Annotated in this window: 23 protein-coding genes; 15 read left to right on the top strand and 8 right to left on the bottom strand. The window is 66.9% G+C overall.

The window, feature by feature from the left end; genetic code table 11:
- Positions 1-24 precede the first annotated feature (24 nt).
- Both P0645_RS00285 and P0645_RS00290 read left to right on the top strand, forming a co-directional pair.
- Complete coding sequence (locus tag P0645_RS00285) at positions 25-444, top strand: DUF1178 family protein (protein WP_284162541.1); 420 nt, start codon at positions 25-27, stop codon at positions 442-444.
- A gap of 23 nt (positions 445-467) precedes the next feature.
- Positions 468-1,097: an SDR family oxidoreductase gene (locus P0645_RS00290; protein ID WP_284162542.1), complete on the top strand. Its 630-nt coding sequence runs from the start codon at positions 468-470 to the stop codon at positions 1,095-1,097.
- A 17-nt stretch (positions 1,098-1,114) separates the two neighbouring features.
- On the opposite strand, the gene P0645_RS00295 is transcribed toward P0645_RS00290, so the two are convergent.
- Positions 1,115-2,455 carry a DEAD/DEAH box helicase gene (locus tag P0645_RS00295; RefSeq protein ID WP_284162543.1) on the bottom strand — a complete coding sequence of 447 codons (1,341 nt, stop codon included), beginning with the start codon at positions 2,453-2,455 and terminating at the stop codon, positions 1,115-1,117.
- Between the two features lie 234 nt (positions 2,456-2,689).
- On the bottom strand, positions 2,690-3,700 hold the full coding sequence (locus P0645_RS00300) for a Hint domain-containing protein (protein WP_284162544.1): 1,011 nt from the start codon (positions 3,698-3,700) through the stop codon (positions 2,690-2,692).
- A 94-nt stretch (positions 3,701-3,794) separates the two neighbouring features.
- On the opposite strand from P0645_RS00300, the gene P0645_RS00305 reads away from it, so the two are divergent.
- A complete protein-coding gene (locus P0645_RS00305) occupies positions 3,795-4,574 on the top strand; it encodes an SDR family oxidoreductase (RefSeq protein WP_284162545.1) in 780 nt (259 codons plus the stop codon).
- 106 nt (positions 4,575-4,680) lie between these two features.
- Positions 4,681-5,763: an ABC transporter ATP-binding protein gene (locus P0645_RS00310; protein ID WP_502854672.1), complete on the top strand. Its 1,083-nt coding sequence runs from the start codon at positions 4,681-4,683 to the stop codon at positions 5,761-5,763.
- A 52-nt stretch (positions 5,764-5,815) separates the two neighbouring features.
- On the opposite strand, the gene P0645_RS00315 is transcribed toward P0645_RS00310, so the two are convergent.
- Both P0645_RS00315 and P0645_RS00320 read right to left on the bottom strand, forming a co-directional pair.
- Positions 5,816-6,523, bottom strand: a complete 708-nt coding sequence (locus tag P0645_RS00315) for a helix-turn-helix transcriptional regulator (RefSeq protein WP_284162548.1) — start codon at positions 6,521-6,523, stop codon at positions 5,816-5,818.
- A gap of 31 nt (positions 6,524-6,554) precedes the next feature.
- Positions 6,555-6,881: a hypothetical protein gene (locus tag P0645_RS00320; protein WP_284162549.1), complete on the bottom strand. Its 327-nt coding sequence runs from the start codon at positions 6,879-6,881 to the stop codon at positions 6,555-6,557.
- Between the two features lie 191 nt (positions 6,882-7,072).
- Here P0645_RS00320 and tatA point away from each other — a divergent pair, with 191 nt between their 5' ends.
- The 4 genes from tatA to P0645_RS00340 are packed head-to-tail and all read left to right on the top strand — an operon-like array spanning position 7,073 to position 9,655.
- Positions 7,073-7,279: a twin-arginine translocase TatA/TatE family subunit gene (tatA, locus tag P0645_RS00325; RefSeq protein ID WP_284162550.1), complete on the top strand. Its 207-nt coding sequence runs from the start codon at positions 7,073-7,075 to the stop codon at positions 7,277-7,279.
- A gap of 29 nt (positions 7,280-7,308) precedes the next feature.
- On the top strand, positions 7,309-7,968 hold the full coding sequence (tatB, locus tag P0645_RS00330; RefSeq protein ID WP_284162551.1) for a Sec-independent protein translocase protein TatB: 660 nt from the start codon (positions 7,309-7,311) through the stop codon (positions 7,966-7,968).
- Positions 7,965-8,816: a twin-arginine translocase subunit TatC gene (gene tatC / locus P0645_RS00335; RefSeq protein ID WP_284162552.1), complete on the top strand. Its 852-nt coding sequence runs from the start codon at positions 7,965-7,967 to the stop codon at positions 8,814-8,816. Before tatB ends, tatC begins: the two co-directional genes overlap by 4 nt.
- Entirely contained in the window at positions 8,813-9,655 is an 843-nt protein-coding gene (locus tag P0645_RS00340) for an ATP-binding protein (RefSeq protein ID WP_284162553.1), read from the top strand. Before tatC ends, P0645_RS00340 begins: the two co-directional genes overlap by 4 nt.
- Positions 9,656-9,706: 51 nt before the next feature.
- Here the strand turns inward: P0645_RS00340 and P0645_RS00345 are convergent, their stop codons facing one another.
- The 3 genes from P0645_RS00345 to P0645_RS00355 form a co-directional block, all read right to left on the bottom strand.
- Complete coding sequence (locus P0645_RS00345) at positions 9,707-10,621, bottom strand: carbohydrate ABC transporter permease (protein ID WP_284162554.1); 915 nt, start codon at positions 10,619-10,621, stop codon at positions 9,707-9,709.
- A gap of 10 nt (positions 10,622-10,631) precedes the next feature.
- Entirely contained in the window at positions 10,632-11,735 is a 1,104-nt protein-coding gene (locus P0645_RS00350) for a carbohydrate ABC transporter permease (protein ID WP_284162555.1), read from the bottom strand.
- Positions 11,736-11,829: 94 nt separating this feature from the next.
- Positions 11,830-13,458 (bottom strand): extracellular solute-binding protein, encoded by a 1,629-nt coding sequence (locus P0645_RS00355; RefSeq protein ID WP_284162556.1) that lies wholly within the window; start codon positions 13,456-13,458, stop codon positions 11,830-11,832.
- Positions 13,459-13,704: 246 nt separating this feature from the next.
- Between P0645_RS00355 and P0645_RS00360 the strand changes: the two genes are divergently transcribed.
- The 5 genes from P0645_RS00360 to P0645_RS00380 all read left to right on the top strand — a co-directional run bounded on the left by P0645_RS00360 (position 13,705) and on the right by P0645_RS00380 (position 17,601).
- Positions 13,705-14,781, top strand: coding sequence for an ABC transporter ATP-binding protein (locus P0645_RS00360; protein WP_284162557.1), 1,077 nt, complete (start codon positions 13,705-13,707; stop codon positions 14,779-14,781).
- Between the two features lie 3 nt (positions 14,782-14,784).
- Positions 14,785-15,432, top strand: a complete 648-nt coding sequence (locus tag P0645_RS00365) for an SGNH/GDSL hydrolase family protein (RefSeq protein WP_284162558.1) — start codon at positions 14,785-14,787, stop codon at positions 15,430-15,432.
- A 1-nt stretch (position 15,433) separates the two neighbouring features.
- Entirely contained in the window at positions 15,434-15,886 is a 453-nt protein-coding gene (locus tag P0645_RS00370; protein ID WP_284162559.1) for an RbsD/FucU family protein, read from the top strand.
- Positions 15,887-15,889: 3 nt separating this feature from the next.
- The gene (locus P0645_RS00375) at positions 15,890-16,810 is read left to right on the top strand and encodes a ribokinase (RefSeq protein WP_284162560.1); all 921 of its coding nucleotides are present in this window, start codon (positions 15,890-15,892) and stop codon (positions 16,808-16,810) included.
- A gap of 86 nt (positions 16,811-16,896) precedes the next feature.
- Positions 16,897-17,601, top strand: coding sequence for an SGNH/GDSL hydrolase family protein (locus P0645_RS00380; RefSeq protein ID WP_284162561.1), 705 nt, complete (start codon positions 16,897-16,899; stop codon positions 17,599-17,601).
- Here the strand turns inward: P0645_RS00380 and P0645_RS00385 are convergent, their stop codons facing one another.
- On the bottom strand, positions 17,602-17,823 hold the full coding sequence (locus P0645_RS00385; RefSeq protein ID WP_284162562.1) for a hypothetical protein: 222 nt from the start codon (positions 17,821-17,823) through the stop codon (positions 17,602-17,604).
- A gap of 437 nt (positions 17,824-18,260) precedes the next feature.
- Between P0645_RS00385 and P0645_RS00390 the strand changes: the two genes are divergently transcribed.
- Both P0645_RS00390 and P0645_RS00395 read left to right on the top strand, forming a co-directional pair.
- Positions 18,261-19,889: an OpgD/OpgG family glucan biosynthesis protein gene (locus P0645_RS00390; protein ID WP_284162563.1), complete on the top strand. Its 1,629-nt coding sequence runs from the start codon at positions 18,261-18,263 to the stop codon at positions 19,887-19,889.
- A complete protein-coding gene (locus tag P0645_RS00395; RefSeq protein WP_284162564.1) occupies positions 19,886-20,071 on the top strand; it encodes a hypothetical protein in 186 nt (61 codons plus the stop codon). The genes P0645_RS00390 and P0645_RS00395 overlap by 4 nt, the downstream gene beginning before the upstream one ends.
- The last annotated feature ends 3 nt before the right edge of the window (positions 20,072-20,074 follow it).

Here is a 20,074-nt window from a genome sequence, read left to right on the forward strand (position 1 = left end):
CGATATTCTTGCGCGTGAAGGACCATGATCCGTTACCGGCTTACCTGCGATCAGGACCACGGCTTTGAAAGCTGGTTCAAATCGTCCGACGCGTTCGACAGGTTGCAGGCGGCCGGGATGGTCGCCTGTTCGGTCTGCGGGTCGGTGAAGGTGGCGAAGGATCTGATGGCCCCTGCGGTCAGCCACGGGACGGAAGCGGCCAAGCCGCTTCAGCGCCCCGCGAGCGAGGTCGAGGCGGCGCTCGCCGCGATGCGCCGTCAGGTCGAGGAAAATTCCGAATATGTCGGGCTCAATTTCGCGGCCGAGGCGCGGGCGATGCATGAGGGCGAGCGGCCGCACCGGTCGATCTATGGCGAGGCGCGGGGCGACGAGGCGAAGAAGCTGATCGAGGAGGGCGTGCCGGTCGCGCCCCTGCCGTTCATGCCCGCGCGCAAGGTGAACTGACTTTTCAAACAGGGGAGAGGCCGATGCGGGTGCTGATCACCGGGGCTGGGCGCGGGATAGGCGCAGGCCTTCTGGCCGCCTATCGCGAACGGGGCGATGAGGCGACGGGTACGGTGCGCGGCAGGCCGGGCGCGGGTGAGATCGGCATGGATGTGCGCGATCCGGCGTCCGTCGCTGCGGCGGCAGAGACCTTTGGCGCGGGGCCGCTCGATCTTCTGATCTGCAATGCAGGCGTCTTGCCGCGTGGCGCGGCGCCGGATCTGTGGGCCGAGGGGTTCGCGGTCAATGTGACCGGGGTCTTCCTGACCATCGAGGCCTTCCTGCCCGCGCTGCGGCGGGCGAGCGGGGCGAAGATCGCGATCCTCGCCTCGGCCATGGGGTCGAGCACGCGGGCGCCGGGGGGAAGCTATATCTACCGGGCCTCGAAGGCGGCGGCGGTGAATCTGGGGCGCAATCTGGCGACCGACCTTCGGCCCGAGGGGATCGCGGTCGGCCTCTATCACCCGGGCTGGGTGAAGACCGACATGGGCGGATCGTCGGCCGAGATCACCGTTGCACAGTCGGTTGGCGGACTGATGGCGCGGATCGAGGCGCTGTCGCCCGCGACAAGCGGCGTGTTCGAGGATTGGGCGGGCCAGCCGGTTCCGTTCTGAACCAGCTGCGTCCCTGATCAGTGTTGCTTGGCGCGCACCGGGGCAGACGCGCCGCCATGCGCCGCGCCCTGCTGGGCCGATTTCGGGCGGCGCGAGGGGCGCCGGGCGGGGCGTTTGTGCTGGCCATCGGCGGTCTTCCCGCCATGCTTCTGTCCCTGGTTCTGGCCCGGTCGGGCACCTTGCCGCTGACCATTGCGGTTGCGGTTGTCGACCTTGGCGGCCTCGGCCGGGATCTCGCCGCCGATCACCGGGATCGGCTGTGCCATGGTCTTTTCGATGGACCGCAGTTCGGCGAATTCCATCGGCGAGCAGAAGGCGACGGCGCGGCCGTCCTTGCCTGCGCGACCGGTGCGGCCGATGCGGTGGACGTAGTTTTCCGGCACGTTCGGCAGGTCGTAGTTGTAGACATGCTTCACGTCGGGGATGTCGATGCCGCGCGCGGCGACGTCGGTTGCGACCAGCACCTTGATTTCACCGGCGCGGAAGGCGGCAAGCGCCTTTTCACGCTGGTTCTGGCTCTTGTTGCCATGGATCGCGGCGACGCCGAACCCCCAGCTTTCGAGAAGCCGGCAGAGCTTGTCGGAGCCATGCTTGGTGCGGGCGAAGACCAGGGCGCGTTCCTGCAGATGCTCGCCGAGGTAATCGGAGAGGAGTTTCGCCTTTTCGCCCTGGTTGACGAAATGCACGCCCTGGTCGATCCGGTCGACGGGCTTGCCGGGGGGCGTGACTTCCACGCGGACCGGATCCTTGAGGTATGTCTGGGCCAGTTCCTCGATCAGTTTCGGCATGGTGGCCGAGAAGAGCATGGTCTGGCGTTCGGCGGGCAGAAGGCGGGCGATCTTGCGCAGCGCATGGATGAAGCCGGTGTCGAGCATCTGGTCGGCCTCGTCGAGGACGAGGAAGCGGACTTCGGCAAGCGAGATCGCCTTGCGGTCGAGAAGGTCGAGCAGGCGGCCCGGGGTGGCGACGAGGATATCGGTGCCGCGTGCCAGACGGTCGGCCTGGGCGTTGATCGAGGCGCCGCCCACCACGCGGGCGGTGCGCACCGGGGTTTCGGCGGCGAAGGCCTGCAGGTTTTCGGTGATCTGGGTGGCAAGCTCGCGGGTAGGCGCGAGGATGAGGGCGCGGGCGGTTTTCGGCAGAGGACGTTTGCCGATGGCGAGGAGAGCCGAGAGGATCGGCAGGCCGAAGGCCGCGGTCTTGCCGGTGCCGGTCTGGGCAAGGCCCAGAAGGTCGCGGCCCTTCAGCAGTTCGGGGATCGCCCGGGTCTGGATCGGCGTGGGAGTGGTCAGCCCGATGGGCGCGAGGTTTTCAAGGATGCGCGGCGCGATGCCGAGCGTGGCGAAAGTCGTGGTCACGTATGGTCCTGTCTGGCGCGGTTCGGCGCCGAAGAGAAAAAAGGCCGCCAGCCCGCATATCGGGCGACGGTATCGGGCGGGGCGTGGCCCATCATGGCCACTGGACCCCCGCGTGATTTGGGAACCTTTCGTCCGGCCTCTTGCGCCTCGCTCTGGGGCGCGACTGCTCACGCGGCAGCGGCACTGGACAGCGGGGACATGGGGGCAAACGGCCGGGAAGTCAAGCGAAACCGGTCAGAACTTGCGCTCGGGGCGGAAGAAATGCTGGCGTCCGTGGCTTTCCAGCGCGTGTGCGCCGGCCTCGGTGCCGTAATACTGGCTTTGTCTGAGGCCCGGGAAGCGGGTGCGCAGGTCGTCGGCGAGTTCGTCAGGCAGAAGGCGCACGGTTTCCTCGTTCACCATCAGGCTTTCGGCGGCGACGCCTTCGGCGAAGATGATCTCGTGCCGGTCGAAGACGAGGCTGTAATAGTCGACGAAACCGCCTTCGCGCCGCCAGACCCGGTCGCCATCGACGAGGTGCTTGGCCTGCACCAGCACTTCGGCGGTGGCGCCAAGGCGGCGGGCGCCGCGCTGATAAAGGAAGATGCGGTGATGCGGGCTGACCACCAGTTCGCCAATGTTGCCGAGCGTGCCCGCAGAGATGACCACGGGCGCGAAGGACCCGGCGGCGCGCAAGCTCGCCTTGCCGATCCAGCGGATCGGCTGGGGGCCATTGTCGCGGGTCAGGACCGGATCGCCGATCCTCAGCCGCTCGATCGCTTCGGGTGCCCCGCCGGGGCGGGTGATAAGCGTTCCGGCAGCGAAGGAAACGCAGATCACATCGCCGAGCCGCAGCCCCGCGAAATCACGGTGTGCCTCGACCAGCGTATATTCGACGCCCGGCATCATCGGTGACAGCGGCATGGCGAAAGTCGTTTCGGACGCCTCATGCCAGGCGGTGACGAGCGCGAGCCTTTCGCCGTCGGGGGCAAGGAAGGTCAGGACGGCGAGCGGGTGGACGAGGTCGCCGGGGCGGCCGACATCGGAGCCCGGAGCCACCTGCTGGGCCGCGCCGGGCGTGCCGCCGAGCGCCAGCACCAGACGCTTCGTGCGCGCTTCGGGCTTCAGCCGGTAGACATCGCCAAGCGCCACATCCTCGACCCCCCCTACGGGATCGCGCAGGTTGGCGCCGACCACGACACGGATCGCCCCGGCCTGATAGGCCTGGATCGCGGGGCCGGGTCTGATGATGCCTTGCTCCTCCATGCCGCTCCCTTGCGCCGGAACCGCACTAGCGTCAAGTCGCCTCTGGTCAGAGGCGGCGCGTCCGGGCAGTCTTCTTTGTCACAGGGAGGATAGGATGGATCTTGGAATCAGGGGTAAACGCGCGCTGGTGACGGCGGCCTCGAAAGGTTTGGGCCGGGGCTGCGCCGAGGCACTGGCGGCGGCGGGGGTCGATCTGGTGATCAATGCGCGCGGCACCGAGGCGCTTGAGGCGACGGCGGCGGCGATCCGGGCGGCGCATGGCGTGACGGTCACGACAGTGGCGGGGGACATCACCGATGTGGGCGCGCGGGCGGCGGTTCTGGCGGCGGCGGGCGCGGTCGATATTCTGGTGACGAATGCGGGCGGGCCGCCGCCGGGGATGTGGTCGGACTGGTCGCGCGAGGATTTCCTTCGGGCGCTTGATGCCAACATGCTGACGCCGATTGCCCTGATGCAATGGGCGCTGCCGGGGATGATCGCGAAGCGTTGGGGGCGGGTGGTCAACATCACCTCTCAGTCGGTGAAGGCGCCGATCCCGCAGCTGGGGCTCTCAAACGCGGCCCGCGCCGGGCTGACCGGCTTTGTCGCGGGCACGGCGCGGCAGGTGGCGCCCGAGGGCGTGACGATCAACAACCTTCTGCCCGGCATCCATGCGACCGACCGGGCGGTATCGCTCGACGCAGGTGTATCGAAGGCGAAGGGCATCTCGATGGAGGCGGCGGCGGCGGAGCGGATGGCGACGATCCCGGCGCGGCGTTACGGGACGGCGGCGGAATTCGGTGCTACCTGCGCGTTTCTCTGTTCACAGCATGCGGGCTTCATCGTCGGGCAGAATATCCTGCTGGACGGTGGCGCGATGAATGCCACTTTGTGAGCGCAAGCTTGCCCCTGTCGCTTGCCGGGACCGGGCAGCCCTGCTATCGGGTCGGAAAGCCCGACATTTTCTCTAAGGGATGGGCGGGGCGGGCAAGGACGGACAAGTGAGCGATCAGACCCGGCGGCTTGAGGTGCAGAGCCTGACCCGCGCCTTTGGCGGGCGGCGGGTGGTTGATGATGTCTCTTTCACCATTCCGGCGGGGCAGGTGACCTGCCTGCTCGGCCCGTCGGGCTGTGGCAAGTCGACGACCTTGCGGATGATCGCGGGCGTCGAGATGCAGGACGCGGGCAAGATATTCGTGGACGGCTCGCTGGTGTGCGACACGGTCTTCCGCATTCCGCCGGAACGCCGCGCGATCGGGCTGATGTTTCAGGATTTCGCGCTTTTTCCCCATCTGACGGTGGCGGAGAATGTGGGTTTCGGGCTGGCGCGCCATGCGCCGGACCGCGCGGCGCGGATCGGCGGGCTCTTGGAGCGGGTGAAGCTTTCAGGCTTCGGGCGGAAATATCCGCATGAACTGTCGGGCGGCGAACAGCAGCGCGTTGCGCTGGCGCGCGCGCTCGCGCCGCGCCCGCGCACCCTTCTGATGGACGAGCCCTTCTCGGGTCTCGACGAGCGGCTGCGCGATGGCATCCGCGACGAGACGCTGGCGCTTCTGAAGGAAGAGGGGACGGCGGTGCTGCTGGTCACGCACGAGCCGCACGAGGCGATGCGGATGGCCGACGAGATCTTGCTGATGCGCGCCGGGCGGATCGTGCAGCGGGGCGCGCCCTACAATATCTACAATGCGCCGGTTGATCGGGCGGCGGCGGCTTTCTTCAGCGATATCAACGTACTGGAGGGCGAGGTGCGGGGGGCGCTGACCGCGACGCCCTTCGGCGAATTCCTCACGCCGGGCGTGCCGGACGGCACGGCCGTCGATATCGTCATCCGCCCCCAGCATCTGAAGATCGATTTCGACCGCAATGGGCGCGGTCCGCTGCCGACGCCGCAGGACGGGACGGCGGCGCGGGCGGTGGTGGAGCGGGCGCGGTTTCTGGGCCGCGAGAGCCTGGTCGAGTTCCGGCTTGAGGATGGCGGCGCCAGCCTGAAGGCAACGGTGCCTGCGGTCTTTCTGCCGAAACCGGGCACCGCCATGTGGCTGATGCTCAGGCGCGACCGCTGTTTCATCTTTCCCAGGGTATAGCCTCGTCGTCGCCTTCGGCGCTCCTCGGGGTGCCTGGCCCGACGAGCGCCCGTCAGGGCGACGAGGAGGTGCTCTGGGAGGAGGTGCTCGGGGCGGTCGCCATACGTGCCTTGAAATCGGCGAGCGTCTTTCCGGGTTCGGCGCTGAATGTCTCGCCGGTCGGTGCGAGATGGCGGATCAGGTCGACGCGGAAACTGCGGAAATCGCGGCGCCTCTCGCACCAGGCGGTCGCGGTCCAGACCCGGCCCCAATATTCGAGCTGCAGGGGCCTGATGCGCCTGAGACTCTCGCGTCCCGCAAGGTCGCGGTAGGTCATGTCGAGCTTTTCGCAGGCCGAGATCGCGGCGCGCAGCGGCGGCAGGTGGGGCGCGGCCTTCTGTGCCTCGGGTCCGGCGAAGACGAATGTATCGACGGGCGGCAGGTTGCCCGCGGCGGGCGAAACGGCGGCGATCTTCTGACCGAGCGTGTGTGCGGCGTAGGAAAGCCCTGCGTCGGCGGCGCTGGCCACCAGTGCGATGCCGAGGCGCAGCGCCTCCATCTCCTGCAGCGTCAGCGCGACCGGGGGCAGGGTGATCGGCGCGGTCAGCATATAGCCCACGCCGCGTTCGCCTTCGACCGGCAGGCCCGAGGCCTGCAGGGTGCCCATGTCGCGCCAGATCGTGCGCGTTGAAACCTCGAGCCGCGCGGCGAGGTCCGCCGCGCGGTGGAGTTTTCCGTCCCTGAGAATCTGGATCAGGTCGAAGAGCCGGTCCGAGCGCATGGGTCAAAGCATGACCGCGCCGGGGCGCGCGTCAAGCCTCGGTCATCATGGCGGTGCGGCGAAGCGCCACCTCGGCATGGATCATCGCGACGCTGGCGGGCTGGATCGCCTGCATGAAGGGCGCGGCGGACGGTTCTGCCATGAAGGCCTCGCCTGCCGCCTGCGCCTCGGCGCGGCTGGCCCATAGGACATGGTCCATCCAGGTGCCGTCCTCTGCGCGGCTGAGGGTGCGGGCGATGAAGCCGGGCTGGCGTTCGAGCCATTCGGTGACGCCCGAAGCACGGGCCCGCACCTCGTCGGCGCTGAGGCCATGTGCGGCTCGGAATGTCACGATCTCGGCGGTGAGGGTCTGGGTCATGTCGGTCTCCTTTTCTTCAAGCGACGGCTTGGCTATAGAAGAGGACAACTGACATAAACCTGTCAGCAGTAGCATCGACCTGAACCGGGTATCGCGAGGGTGACATGCAGATTGGCCCTTTGATCGGACCGCGCGCGGGACTAGATCAGGGGCGACGGTCGCAGAGGGCGGCCTATCCGGAGGATGAAGACATGCAAATGGGACCCTGGCAGCTTCTGTTGATCGCCGTGGTGGTTCTGGTGCTTTTCGGGCGCGGCAAGGTCAGCTCGCTCATGGGCGAGGTGGGCAAGGGCATCACCGCGTTCAAGAAGGGCGTCAAGGACGGCACCGAGGAGATCGAGCGCGAGGCGGCCTCGACCGCCAAGGACGTGACGCCCGAGGAAAAGGACAAGGCCTGACAGGCCCTTAGCCCTGAAGGGAACGCGTCATGTTTGGCGATATCGGCTGGATGGAGCTTCTGGTCATCGGTGTGGTGGCGCTGATCGTCATCGGGCCTGAGGACCTGCCGGAAATGTTCCGGCAGCTTGGCCGTTTCACCGCGAAGATCCGGTCGATGGCGCGCGAGTTCCAGCGCGCCATGGATCAGGCGGCGCGCGAATCGGGTGTGAACGACGTGGCCAAGGATCTCAAGGCCGCGACCTCGGCCAAGAGCCTTGGTATCACGGCGGTCAAGGATGCGGCCGACAAGTTCGAGAAATGGGATCCGCTGAAATCCGCCAAACCGGCCGCGAAGGCGGCGTCGGCGGCCGCTGCCGCGAAAACGGCCGATGCCGCTCCGCCGGCGGAAGCCGCTGCGGCAGCCCCGGAGGGGCCCGCGACCAAGGCGCTGCGCGACAAGCAGGCGGCGCGCAAGGCGGTGATCGAGGAGATGGGTGCCAAGCTCAAGGCGGTCGATGCCGGTGATCTGACGGTTGCAGGAGCGGCGGTCAAGAAGCCGGGGCGCACGCGCAGCGCCGCCACCGCCACCGCCACCGCCGCCGCGAAACCCGCGAGGAAACCCGCCACCAAGGCTGCCGAAAAGACTGCCACCAAGCCTGCGGTGAAAGCCGCCGTCAAACCGCGCGCGAAGAAGGCCCCTGACGCATGAGCGCCAACGACACGATCGACGATACCGCCCAGCCGCTGATCGAGCATCTGAAAGAGCTGAGGAACCGCGTCCTGATCTCGATCAGTGTCTACGCGCTCTGTTTCATCCTCGGCTATGTGATCTGGCAGCCGATCTTCAACATCCTGTCGCATCCGATGTGCCAGGTGCTGGCCGAGCGCGGCGAGGAATGCCGCCTCGTGCTGATCAAGATGCAGGAAGGCTTCTTCGTCGCCATCCGCATCGCGCTCTGGGGCGGGTTCGCGATGGCATTCCCGATCATCGCCTACCAGATGTGGCGTTTCGTGGCGCCGGGCCTCTACCGGTCGGAAAAGAACGCCTTCCTGCCGTTCCTCGTGGCCTCTCCTGTGATGTTCTTCATGGGCGGGGCGTTTGCCTATTTCGTGATCCTGCCCTTCGCCTTCACCTTCTTCCTCGGTTTTGCCGACACGTTTCAGGAGCAGGCGGCATCGGGGGGCAGCGCGCTGGGCGCGGTGCCGACGGGCGTCGTCTATCAGGGTTCGATCGAGGCCTATCTCTCGCTGACCATGACCTTCGTGATGGCCTTCGGCCTGTGCTTCCAGCTGCCGGTCCTCCTGACGCTGATGGGGCGGGCGGGGCTGATCTCGTCCAGGGGGCTGAAACATACGCGGAAATATGCGGTCGTCGGCATCCTTGCGGTGTCCGCCATCGTGACGCCGCCCGACATCTTCTCGCAGATCATCCTCTTTGCCGCGGTCTATCCGCTCTATGAAATCTCGATCCTCTTCGTGCAGAAGTTCGAGCGCGACCGCGAGGCGCAGGCGCGGGCCGATGGCACCTGGGTCGAGGATGAGGAGGAGGGGGCGTGAGCGAGCACGACCTCGCCAGGATCGCGGCGGCGCTGGAACGGCTGGCGCCTGTGCCGGGGGCGGCGCCCGACTTCACGTCGGCCGATGCCTTTGTGTGGCACACCGGGCCGGACCGGCTGGACCCGGTGCCAGAGGTCAACCGGGTCGATCTGCCGCTTCTGGTGGGCATCGATCGGGCGCGCGACACGCTTCTGGCCAATACGCTGCATTTCGCGCGCGGCCTTCCCGCGAACAATGCGCTTCTGTGGGGCGCGCGGGGGATGGGGAAATCCTCGCTGGTCAAGGCGGTCCATGCGGACGTCCTGCGGCAGGGGCTGGCGCTGGCGATCGTTGAACTGAGCCGCGAGGACCTGCCGTCGATCGGTCGGCTGCTCACGCATCTGCGTGCCGCGCCTGACCGTCGCTTCCTTCTGTTCTGCGATGACCTGTCCTTCAGCCATGACGACCAGCATTACAAGGCACTGAAGGCGGTTCTGGATGGCGGGATCGAGGGGCGGCCCCAGAACGTGATCTTCTATGCCACTTCGAACCGGCGGCATCTGATGCCGCGCGACATGATCGAGAATGAACGCTCGACCGCGATCAGCCCGTCGGAGGCGGTGGAGGAGAAGGTCTCGCTTTCCGACCGGTTCGGCCTGTGGCTGGGCTTTCATCCCTGTTCGCAGGACGAATATCTCGCGATGATCCGGGGCTATTGCGAGGCCCATGGTGTCGTGGTGGGCGAGGAGGAGCTGCGCGCCGAGGCGATCGAATGGCAGGCAACGCGCGGCGCGCGGTCGGGCCGGGTGGCCTGGCAGTTCTTCACCGATCTGGCGGCGCGCAAGGGCGTGCGCATCTGAGCCTCGGGCGCAGGGCTCGTCGAAGCCCTTCGGGCACTCCTCGCGCCGGGCCTATTTCACGGCGCCCGCCGCCATGCCCTTGATGATATAGCGTTCCAGAAGGACGCCGATCACGATCAAGGGCAGGATCGCCGCCCATGAGAGTGCCGCCATCGACCACCAGCTGATGCCCTGGCTGCCGGTCTGGCTCGCCACCATCACCGGCAGCGTGTTGGCGTGCGTCGAGGTGAGGAGGGCCGCGAAGAAATATTCGTTCCAGGTCAGGACGAGCGACAGGATCAGCGCCGCCACCATGCCGGGCAGGGCGATGGGCAGGACGATGGTCAGGAAGGCGCCCCAGATCGACAGGCCATCGACGAGGGCCGCCTCCTCCAGCTCGGTCGGGATGCCCGCGAACTGGTCGCGCATGATCCAGACGACGATGGGCAGGACGGTCAGAGTATAAAGGAGGATCAGGCCGATGCGGCTGTCGAGAAGGGCGAGCTCCTTGTAGAGGACGAGGAACGGCAGCGCGAGCACCACGGGCGGCAGGATCAGCTGGCTGAGGAAGAAGAAGGAAATGTCGGAATTCCTCATCCACAGGAATTTGTAGGAAAAGCGCGACAGCCCATAGGCCGCGAGGGAGCCGAGGATGACGGCGAGGATCGAGGCGGAGACAGAGATCGTCAGCGAGTTCATGAAGCGGCCGAGGAATTCGGCGCGCACGGTGGAGTCCTGCCCGATGGTGGCGGGCGAGAGGCCGAGCGACTTCCACCCCAGCCAGTCGGGCCCGTAGTCGATCCAGGGCAACATCGCCCCCTTCATCACGTCGGGCGCCTTCTTGAACGAGGTCGTCAGCGTCCAGTAGATCGGGAAAAGCGCGACGAAGGCCCAAAGCGACAGCGCACCATAGATGGCGAGGCGTCCGGTGAACCATTTCGCCTTGTGGGCGAGGTCGGTGTCGCTGTCCTTGAATATCTGGGTCATCTGTCGGGCCTCATGTCTGCGGCCGGAGCCAGCGGTCGGCCAGCTTCAATAGCCCGAGCATCGCGATGATGATGAAGACGAGGTAGACGATGGCCAGTAGCGTGCCGTAACCCACGTTCGAGCGGTCGCGATATTCGCGGAAGATGAAGCTGGTGACGCTGTCGGTCGCGCCGCCCGGGCCGCCCGAGGTGACGTTGATGACGATGTCGGCGAGCTTCAGCTTGAAGATCAGCCGGATCATCAGCGCAGTGACGGAGACCGGCAGCATGAGCGGGAAGGTCACTTCCCAGAAGGCGCGCCAGCCCCTGGCGCCGTCGACCTTCGCCGCTTCCTGCAGTTCCTTCGGGATCGCCTGCAGCCCGGCCAGCAGCATGATCATCATGAAGGGGATATAGGTCCAGGCGTCCATCAGCATGATCGTCGTGCGCGCCATTTCCGGCGTGCCGAAGAAGGACGGATTGTCCCACCCGAGGGCGCGGGCGAGGCGGGCGATGGGGCCGAAGCGGATTTCGGTCATCGACTTGCCGATCATCCAGCTGACCGCGACGGGCGAGAGCATGAGCGGCAGGAGGAAGGCCACGCGGAAGAACTTCCGCGCGCGGATTTCGGCGTTCAGCAGAAGGGCGAGGCCGAAGGCCACGGCATATTCGACAAGGATCGCGAGGCAGTACCAGACCATGTTGCGAAGGGCGTTCCAGTAGAACGGGTCGCCCCACATCTGGCGGACATTGTCGAGGCCGTTGAACTGGCGGCCGAGCGGCGAGGAGAGGTTCCAGTTGGAAAAGGCGATGATGAGGCCGAAAACGAGCGGAATGATCGCGAGCGAGAGGACGAAGAGGACCGCAGGCAGAACGAAGAGCACCCGCTTGCCCTGTTCGCCCCGGATCAGCACCTGCGCCCAGCAGAGCGAGGCCGACATCAGCGCATAGGCGTAAAGCGTCGGGCGCCAGTTCCGGAAGCCGAGGTCCAGATGGCCACCGGCCTGAAGGGCTTGCAGCAGGCCCACGATCAAGAAGAGCGCGACCGAGCCCCAGAGGATCATCCGCCCGAAGCCGCGTCGGGCGGGTGAGATATTGTCGTTGATGACAACGTGGAGAAGGTCGCCTGTATTCAAATCCTGCCCCGGCTTGCGAATGCGGCGGGAGCGCGGACTGCGCTCCCTGCCAATGTCTCAGGCTCGTAGGATGGGCAATCTGCCCATCCCCGCCTCACATCCCCAAACTCGCCTTGTAAAGCGCGATCTGGCTGTCGCGGCCGATCTGGTCGGTGATCTTTTCCCAGGCGGCGGCAATGGCGTCCGCGGTTTCCTGCGCCGATCCGTATTGTCCGGCGAAGCCCTTCGCGAGTTCGTCCTCGGCCACCGAATAATACTGGAAGATGCCGGGGATGCGCGGTTCGATCGCGGCGTTGGGATGGTTGTAGCTGTCGCGGTTCGAACCGAGGTAATCCTCGACGAAGGCCCGGTCGTAGCCCGCCGCTTCCCATTCCTCGAAGATGAAGTGGGAATTGCGGTAGGGCTGGAAGCCCGAGGGATAGGCCGCCATCCAGAGCGAGATGTCCTTGCCGCCCAGGTGCGCGGCGGCCGACCAGGCGGCCTTGCGCTTGGCCTCGTCGCCCGAGACGCGGTTCGTCACATAGACGCCCCAGCCGAGGTAGGCGAGGTTCGGGGCGAAATTCTCGGTCTCTTCCCAGGCGCCGGCGGCGTGGTTGTAGACGCGTTTCGCACCGGGGTTGATGTCGAAGCCCACGACATCGCCCACGACCGACGTGTCCGACGTGCGGGCGTTAGAGCCGACGTCGCCCCACCAGGTCAGCGCCGCGCCGGTGCCCGCAAGGAACTGCTGGAAGGCGGTGGTGCCGGGGTCGGCGTTGATCTGGTCGGCCGGATAGGCGCCCGCCGCGTTCAGGTCCATCACATCCTGGATCGCCTGCACCCAGCCCGGGTTGTTGACGCGCGGCTTCATCGTGTCGGGGTCGAAGAGCCAGGCGGGGTCGGACGGGTGCTTCACATAGGCCGTGGCCCGGTCTTCGAGGAAATAGAAGCCGAAGCCGCCCCAGCCCTTCAGGGGATCGAGGAAGCCATAGGCCGGAAGGCCGGTCAGCGGGTCGGTCTGGCCCTTCAGCGCCAGTGACATCGCGTTCACATCTTCCCAATGCCTGGGCATCTCGGCCCCGCCGATGCCGCCGTCGCCGAAATAGTCCTTGCGGAAGGCGAGCGTATGGCAGTCGCCGTCGATCGTGATGCGGTAGGTCTTGCCGTCCCAGGTGCCGACCGGCGGTTGCAGGTAGGCCACGAGGTCGTCGGCCTCGATCTGGTCCTTCACCCAGTCTGGCATCGGGTCGAGCAGGCCCTTGCCGGCCGTGTCGCCCTCGAACGGGGCGCCCATCTCGATGATGTCGAAATCGACGGTGCCGGTGGCGATCGCCTGCTGGAGGCGCGGGTTGTAGTCGGCCTGGGCGAGGTCGATCCAGTTGATCTTGGCGCCGGTATAGGCCTCCCACGGTTTCAGGAAACCGCGGAAGAGGACATTGTGGAGGTTCTGGTTGTTGAGCCCCATGAAGGTCAGTTCGATCCCCGCAAACTCGCCCTCGGCGACATTGGCCCTGGTGGGGCCGAGGCAGAGTTCGCCGACCTTCTGCCAGTCGGCGTCAGTGGGCGAGCCCGCCCCCACGCCGGGGATCGCAAGGATCTGGGCGCGCAGATTGTCCTCGGCGGCGGCGGGCCGGAGCCCCAGCCCCGACATGGCCATGGCACCGCCCATCGCCGCCACGCCCTGCATCAGCCGCCGCCGCGTCATCGCCTGTCGCGCGGCCATATCGTAAAGTCCCGGTTTCATGTCGTCCTCCCATGTTCTCCCGATCGGTCGGGGGCCTCGGGTGTCCGCATTCGGGCCACCCGGCCTGCGGCCGGGCGCAGCACACCCAACAGCGTACTCCCCGTCCGGTTCCCGCCGGACGCCGGGGAAAGCTTCTCAGTCCGGCCGGGGCGAGTCAAGAACTAGCATGTTAGTATGGTCAGGCGGTGGACAGGTGAAAAGCGCTGCGCTATCCCTGAACTGGCAAGCCGGGGGGAAGGGGACGGGATGGCGGAAGTTGCAATCCGGGGGGTGCGGAAATCCTACGGCGGTCATGAGGTGGTGCATGGCGTCGATATCGAGATCGCGGATGGCCAGTTCCTGGTGCTGGTCGGCCCGTCCGGCTGCGGGAAATCGACGCTTCTGCGGATGGTGGCGGGGCTGGAGGCGATCTCGGGCGGCACGATCTCGATCGGCGACAAGGTGGTGAACAACCTGCCGCCCGCCGAGCGCGACATTGCGATGGTCTTCCAGAATTACGCGCTTTATCCGCACAAGACGGTCGCGGCCAACATGGGCTTCGCGCTTAAGATGGCGCGGATGGACAGGGCCGAAATCGACGCGCGGGTGAAGAAGGCGGCCGCGATCCTTGGGCTGGAACCCTATCTCGACCGCTATCCGCGCGCCCTGTCGGGCGGGCAGCGGCAGCGCGTGGCGATGGGGCGGGCGATCGTGCGCGAACCCAAGGTCTTTCTGTTCGACGAGCCCCTGTCGAACCTCGACGCGAAGCTGCGCGTGCAGATGCGGTCGGAGATTCGCGAGCTGCATCAGCGGCTTGGCACGACGACGATCTATGTCACGCACGACCAGATCGAGGCGATGACCATGGCCGACAAGATCGTGGTGATGCGCGATGGCCATATCGCCCAGGTGGGGGCGCCACTCGACCTCTATGACCGGCCCGCGAATGTCTTCGTCGCGGGCTTCATCGGCTCGCCCGCGATGAACCTCCTGAAGGGGCGTCTGGTGCGGGCGGGTGAGGATTGGCGGGTGGATATCGGCGCGGGACTGATGCCGCTGCCCGCGATGGAAGGGCTGGCGGAAGGGCGCGAGGTGATTTACGGCATCCGGCCTGAACATCTGATCCGCTCGGGTCAGGGCATTCCGGCCCGGGTTGCGGTGGTGGAGCCGACCGGGTCGGAGACGCATCTGGTCGCGCGCCTCGGCGCGGAGGGTGCAGGCGGACAGGAGGTGATCGCGGTCTTTCGCGAACGCCATGCGTTCAGGCCGGGCGAGGAGGTGCGGCTGATGCCCGCGCCCGCGCATGTGCATCTCTTCGATGCGGCGAGCGGCGAGCGGATCTGACCCATGCGCACGGTCCTTTGTTATGGCGACAGCAACACCCACGGCACGATGCCGATGGCGACGCTGGACGATCTGGACCGGCTTCCCAGGGCGGAGCGCTGGCCCGAGGTGATGGCGGCGGCGCTTGGACCGGGTTTCGAGGTGATCGCTGAGGGGCAGCCCGGGCGCACGACGCTGCATGACGATCCGGTCGAGGGGCCGCACCGCAACGGGCTGACGGTGCTGCCCGCGGTGCTGGAAAGCCATCGGCCGGTCGATCTGGTGATCCTGAAGCTCGGCACCAACGATCTGAAGCCGCGGTTCGCCGTCTCGGCCGCCGACATAGCCCTGTCGCTGGGCAAGCTGGTGCGGGTGATCCGGGCCTCGGGCGCGGGGCCTCAGGGCGGGGCGCCGGATGTTCTGGTGGTGGCGCCGCCGCCGGTCGAGGAGGCGGGGTGCCTGGCCGAGATTTTCGCGGGCGCGGCGGCGCGGTCGCGCGCCCTGGCCGGGCCTGTGGCGCGGGAGGCGGCGCGGCATGGCGCGGGTTTCTTCGATGCGGGCGAGGTGATTGCCGTATCGCCCGTGGACGGGGTTCATTACGATAGGGACATGCACCGGACGCTTGGGCTCGCGCTGGCCGAAGCGGTCGGGCGCCGGTTGGGAGGGGACTGAGATGCTGAAGGGAATCGATCCGCGGCTGAATGCCGAGGTGCTGGGCGCCCTGAGGGCGATGGGACATGGCGATACGCTTGTGGTGGCCGACACGAACTTCCCGTCAGACTCCATTGCCCGCCAGACCGTGCTGGGGAGCCTTTTGCGCATGGACAACCTGACCTGTGCCCAGGCGATGAACGCGATCCTGTCGGTCTTGCCGCTGGATACGTTCGTCGACGATTTCGCGGGCCGGATGGAGGTGGTGGGCGATGCGGCTGCCGTGCCCAAGGTGCAACGAGAGGTTCAGGTAGAGATTGATCAAGCCGAAGGCCGAGAAAGGCCGATGATCGGTATAGAAAGGTTCGATTTTTATAAGCGCGCGAAGACGGCCTATGCGGTGATCCAGACCGGCGAGCGGCGGTTCTATGGCTGTTTCATCCTCAGGAAGGGTGTGATCCCGCCGGAGGCGTGAGCGATGGGCAAGGTTGTAGTTTTGGGAGTCTTTGTCGCCGATACCGCCTATCGCGCAGCGCGCGCGCCGAAGATGGGCGAGACGATCATGGGCGAGAGCTTCGCGCTCGGCCCCGGCGGCAAGGGATCGAACCAGGCGGTCGCGGCGGCGATGGCGGGGGCCGAGACGCATTTCCTCTCGCGTCTCGGGCGTGATCCCTTTGCCGACATGGCGCTGGCCACGTGGAAGAAGGCGGGCGTGATCCCGGCCGTCAGCCAGCATGACGAGAGCTACACCGGGGCGGCCTATATCTTTGTCGAGGCGGCGACCGGCAATAATGCGATCATCGTCTGCCCGGGCATCGCGGGAACCATCGGGCCGGGCGACATCGCGGTACGGCGGGCGCTGATCGAGGGTGCCGAGGTTTTCGTCACGCAGCTGGAACAGCCGATGGAGGCGGCGATGGCGGGGCTGACCCTGGCGCGGGCGGCCGGTGTCACGACGATCCTCAACCCCGCCCCGGCGGCGGTTCTGCCCGAGGGGATGCTCGCGCTGTGCGACTATGTGACGCCGAATGAATCCGAGGCCGAGGCACTGACCGGCCTGCCGGTCGGTACGGTCGAAGAGGCGGCGCGCGCGGCCGGGGCCTTGCGAGCGGCGGGGGCGGGGGTGGCGATCATCACGCTGGGCGAGAAGGGAGCGCTGTACCATGACGGACGGCAGACGGTGCATGTGCCTGCGGTCAGCGCAGGGCCGGTGGTCGAGACGACGGGCGCCGGAGACGCGTTCAACGGCGCTTTCGCGGCAGCCCTCGCAGGCGGCATGGCGCCGGTCGAGGCGGTGGGTTTTGCCTGCGCGGGGGCGGGGATTTCGGTGACGCGGCCGGGCACCGCGCCCTCGATGCCCGCGCGGTCCGAGATCGAGGCGCTTCTGGCGCGCGGGTGAGCCGAAATCTTTCAAAGATTTCGGACCGGATTTCGTATCGAAATCCGGCGCTTCCGTCGGGCGCGCGCGCGCGGTAGTCTCTGGCGATGCGGTTCGCGATCTTGCTCTTCCTGACGCTCGGGCTCTGTCTGCCGCTCTGGCTTTACGGGGTGGTTGGCGCGCCCGTCACCGGTGGACCCGCCACCGGCGCTCAGGGCAACCGGGCGCCGGAACCGGGCGGGGCGGTCGGCGGGCACATCCTCCTTCTGGGCACCAGCCTGACCGCGCGCGGCGACTGGCCTGAGGCGGTGCAGGCCGAACTGGCGTTGTGCGCGCCCGGTGTCCGGGTCGAGCGGCTGGCGCGGGCGGGCGGGGCGAGCGGCTGGGCGGAAGGCGCGCTGGAGGAGCGGCTTCGCACCGACACGCCGGGGGTGGTGGTGATCGAGCTTTCGATCAATGACGCCTCGCTTTGGCAGGGCGTGCCGCTGGTCCTCAGCCGCGCCCGGCATCTGCGCATGATCGCGGCCGCGCGGCAGGCGGGGGCGGTGGTCTTTCTTGCGCTGCTCAATCCGGCCTTTGGCGCGAATGGCTGGGAACGGCCGGGCGAGGCGCGGTACCGCGCGCTCTACCGCGATCTTGCCGAGGAGACCGGGGTAGGGTTGATCGACACCGACCCGTTCTGGCGCAGCCTTGGGGAAGAGACCCAGGCGGAGATGATTCCCGACGGGCTGCACCCGACCGGGGCGGCGATGCGCGCGGGGGTTGTGCCTGTCTTGGTCGAGGTGCTTCGGCCCGTGATCTGCCGCGGCTGATCAGCCCCGGCGGAGGTGCGGGGCGCGGCGTTCCGGCCCGGCCGATGCGGCAAAGCCGCGCAGGATTTCAACCTGCAGGTCGAAATCGGCAAGGAAGATGTATTTCTGACGATCCGCGTCGCATCCGGGCGCTATCGTCCATTCCAGCGCGAGAACGTAATCCCGGGGCGCAAAACGGCGCGTAAGACTCTCCGTCGGGTCGTCGTAGCCGGGCGCAGCCATAATGCCACCTGTCAAATTGCCCCCTCCGCTGACGTCGGGGAAGATTCAAGAATTGGTAGGTATATAGCTTTGTCAAAACAAAATGTAAGGGCTTCTGTTGAACAATCTGATAAAGAGATAGCGATTGTCGCTAATGAAGGCTCAATCCGGGGATTGCCAAGCCCCGGGGCCCGACCCGGGCCCGACCCGGGCGATCGGCAGGAGCGGCGGGTCTGACCCTTTCGCCGGCGCGCGATCGGCGGTGCTTTGCCGATCTTTCCGCATGGCTGCCCAAAAAAGCGCCGTTGCGCGACCAATGCGCCAAAGGTAGTGCCATCTAACCGACCGGCATCTTTACAAGAATACCGGAATGGCGGATATGCGCCGCCGGCATGGCCCGCGTCTGGATATCGCCCGGACGTTGTGAGATTGACCTGCCGACTGGATTCCGCTGCGACATGACCGACAGAACCCACAAGACCTTTCCCGACCCGGCGCGGCGGAGCTTCCTGGTGCGGGGCGGCAGCCTCGGGCTGTTTCTCGCCACGACCGGCCTGCCGACCTGCCTTGCGGCACAGGAAACACCGGTCCCGGCGGTCGATCCGGCCGCTGCGCCGCCTGTGGGGGCGCCCTTCAGCTTTGACAGCCTGACCGAGGCGGCGCGGGCCCGCGCGGCGGGCGAGGATCCGGTGCCCGCGCCCTTGTCGGATTTCCTCGCCGGGCTCGATTACGACAAGTACCAGCTGATCCAGTTCTGGCCGAAGCGCGCGCGCTGGGCCGAGAAGGAGAGCCTCTGGCGGGTGCTGCCGTTCCATGTCGGCTGGCTGTTCAAGGAACCGGTGACGATCTACGAGGTAATCGACGCTCAGGCGGTTGAGATGGGATTCACCACCGCCGATTTCGAATATCGCGGTGCCCTCAAGGCCGAGGTGCCGGAGAATTTCACCCTGCCGGGGGTTGCGGGCTTCAAGCTCAACCATCCGATCAACCGGGGCGATCTTTTCGACGAGGTGATATCGTTCGTGGGGGCCAGCTATTTCCGCGTGCTGGGGCAGGGCAATGCCTATGGCCTGTCGTCGCGCGGGCTGGCGATCGACACCGGCCTGTCGAAGGCCGAGGAATTCCCGCGCTTCACCGGCTTCTGGCTGGAAAAACCCGCGCCCGGGACGCAGGTGGTGACGGTCTATGCAGCACTCGACAGTGCGAGCGTGACCGGGGCCTACCGGTTCGTGATCACGCCCGGCGTCGAGACAGTGGTTGACGTGACCGCGCGGCTGTTCTTCCGCAGCGAGGTCACGGAACTGGGCATCGCGCCGCTGACTTCGATGTTCCTCTATGGCGAGGTCAACCGCGCGCGGTTCGACGATTACCGCCCGCAGGTCCATGACAGCAACGGGCTGAGGATCGAGCGGGCCGATGGCGACGTGATCTGGCGGGCGCTGAACAATCCGCTCACGCTCGCCTCGTCCTATTTCGCCGAGACGCGGCCGCGCCGGTTCGGTCTGCATCAGCGCGGGCGCGATTTCGACGCCTATCAGGATGCCGAGGCGCATTACGAGCGGCGCCCCTCGGTCGATATCGAGCCTTTGGGCGATTGGGGCGCGGGCCGGGTGCGGCTGGTCGAGATCCCGTCGGCGCTTGAAGTGCATGACAATATCGTCGCCTACTGGGTGCCGGACCAGAAGCCCGCCGCCGGGTCGTCGCTGGAGATCGCCTACCGGATGCATTGGGGGCGGCTTGACGGGCCTGCGATGGACGACCGGGCGCGGGTCCTGGAGACGCGCGGCGGCGTCGGTGGGGCGGCTGGCAACGACAATCCGCCCGACACGCGCAAGTTCGTCGTGGATTTCCGGGGCGGCATGCTGAGCCGTCTGCCGCCCGACGACGCGGAGATCAGGCCGGTGGTGACGGTGACGAACGGCAAGGCCGAGAATGTCACGCTGCACCGGATCGACGGAACCGACATCTGGCGGCTGGTGTTCGACGTCGCCTCCGACACAGGCGCTGTCGCGGAATTGTCAGCCCATGTCGCGGGTTATGGCAGGAAGCTAACGGAAATCTGGATGTTCCAGTGGGTGAAATCATGATGCGCCAGAGCATGTTCGACGATCAGGCCACGGCGGCAGAAAGGGTTGCGCAGGCGCTTGAACTCGGGCGTTTGCCCGAGGCGCCGAGGGTCATGCCGACGCAGGTGCTTGAGCGGCCGCAGGGGCGGCTTCAGGCCTGGATCGCCATGCTGACCGCCGGGCCCGGGGCGGCGCGGACCTGATCC

It is taken from the genome of Frigidibacter sp. SD6-1, from assembly GCF_030143255.1.
Lineage (GTDB): Bacteria > Pseudomonadota > Alphaproteobacteria > Rhodobacterales > Rhodobacteraceae > TMP-24.

Bases quoted from the DNA above. Each gene is read 5' to 3' on its own strand.
- P0645_RS00285 (WP_284162541.1), top strand. From the start codon at position 25: ATGATCCGTTACCGGCTTACCTGCGATCAGGACCACGGCTTTGAAAGC.
- P0645_RS00290 (WP_284162542.1), top strand. From the start codon at position 468: ATGCGGGTGCTGATCACCGGGGCTGGGCGCGGGATAGGCGCAGGCCTT.
- P0645_RS00300 (WP_284162544.1), bottom strand. From the start codon at position 3,700: ATGGAGGAGCAAGGCATCATCAGACCCGGCCCCGCGATCCAGGCCTAT.
- P0645_RS00305 (WP_284162545.1), top strand. From the start codon at position 3,795: ATGGATCTTGGAATCAGGGGTAAACGCGCGCTGGTGACGGCGGCCTCG.
- P0645_RS00315 (WP_284162548.1), bottom strand. From the start codon at position 6,523: ATGCGCTCGGACCGGCTCTTCGACCTGATCCAGATTCTCAGGGACGGA.
- P0645_RS00320 (WP_284162549.1), bottom strand. From the start codon at position 6,881: ATGACCCAGACCCTCACCGCCGAGATCGTGACATTCCGAGCCGCACAT.
- tatA (WP_284162550.1), top strand. From the start codon at position 7,073: ATGCAAATGGGACCCTGGCAGCTTCTGTTGATCGCCGTGGTGGTTCTG.
- tatB (WP_284162551.1), top strand. From the start codon at position 7,309: ATGTTTGGCGATATCGGCTGGATGGAGCTTCTGGTCATCGGTGTGGTG.
- tatC (WP_284162552.1), top strand. From the start codon at position 7,965: ATGAGCGCCAACGACACGATCGACGATACCGCCCAGCCGCTGATCGAG.
- P0645_RS00345 (WP_284162554.1), bottom strand. From the start codon at position 10,621: ATGACCCAGATATTCAAGGACAGCGACACCGACCTCGCCCACAAGGCG.
- P0645_RS00355 (WP_284162556.1), bottom strand. From the start codon at position 13,458: ATGAAACCGGGACTTTACGATATGGCCGCGCGACAGGCGATGACGCGG.
- P0645_RS00360 (WP_284162557.1), top strand. From the start codon at position 13,705: ATGGCGGAAGTTGCAATCCGGGGGGTGCGGAAATCCTACGGCGGTCAT.
- P0645_RS00365 (WP_284162558.1), top strand. From the start codon at position 14,785: ATGCGCACGGTCCTTTGTTATGGCGACAGCAACACCCACGGCACGATG.
- P0645_RS00370 (WP_284162559.1), top strand. From the start codon at position 15,434: ATGCTGAAGGGAATCGATCCGCGGCTGAATGCCGAGGTGCTGGGCGCC.
- P0645_RS00375 (WP_284162560.1), top strand. From the start codon at position 15,890: ATGGGCAAGGTTGTAGTTTTGGGAGTCTTTGTCGCCGATACCGCCTAT.
- P0645_RS00380 (WP_284162561.1), top strand. From the start codon at position 16,897: ATGCGGTTCGCGATCTTGCTCTTCCTGACGCTCGGGCTCTGTCTGCCG.
- P0645_RS00385 (WP_284162562.1), bottom strand. From the start codon at position 17,823: ATGGCTGCGCCCGGCTACGACGACCCGACGGAGAGTCTTACGCGCCGT.
- P0645_RS00390 (WP_284162563.1), top strand. From the start codon at position 18,261: ATGACCGACAGAACCCACAAGACCTTTCCCGACCCGGCGCGGCGGAGC.
- P0645_RS00395 (WP_284162564.1), top strand. From the start codon at position 19,886: ATGATGCGCCAGAGCATGTTCGACGATCAGGCCACGGCGGCAGAAAGG.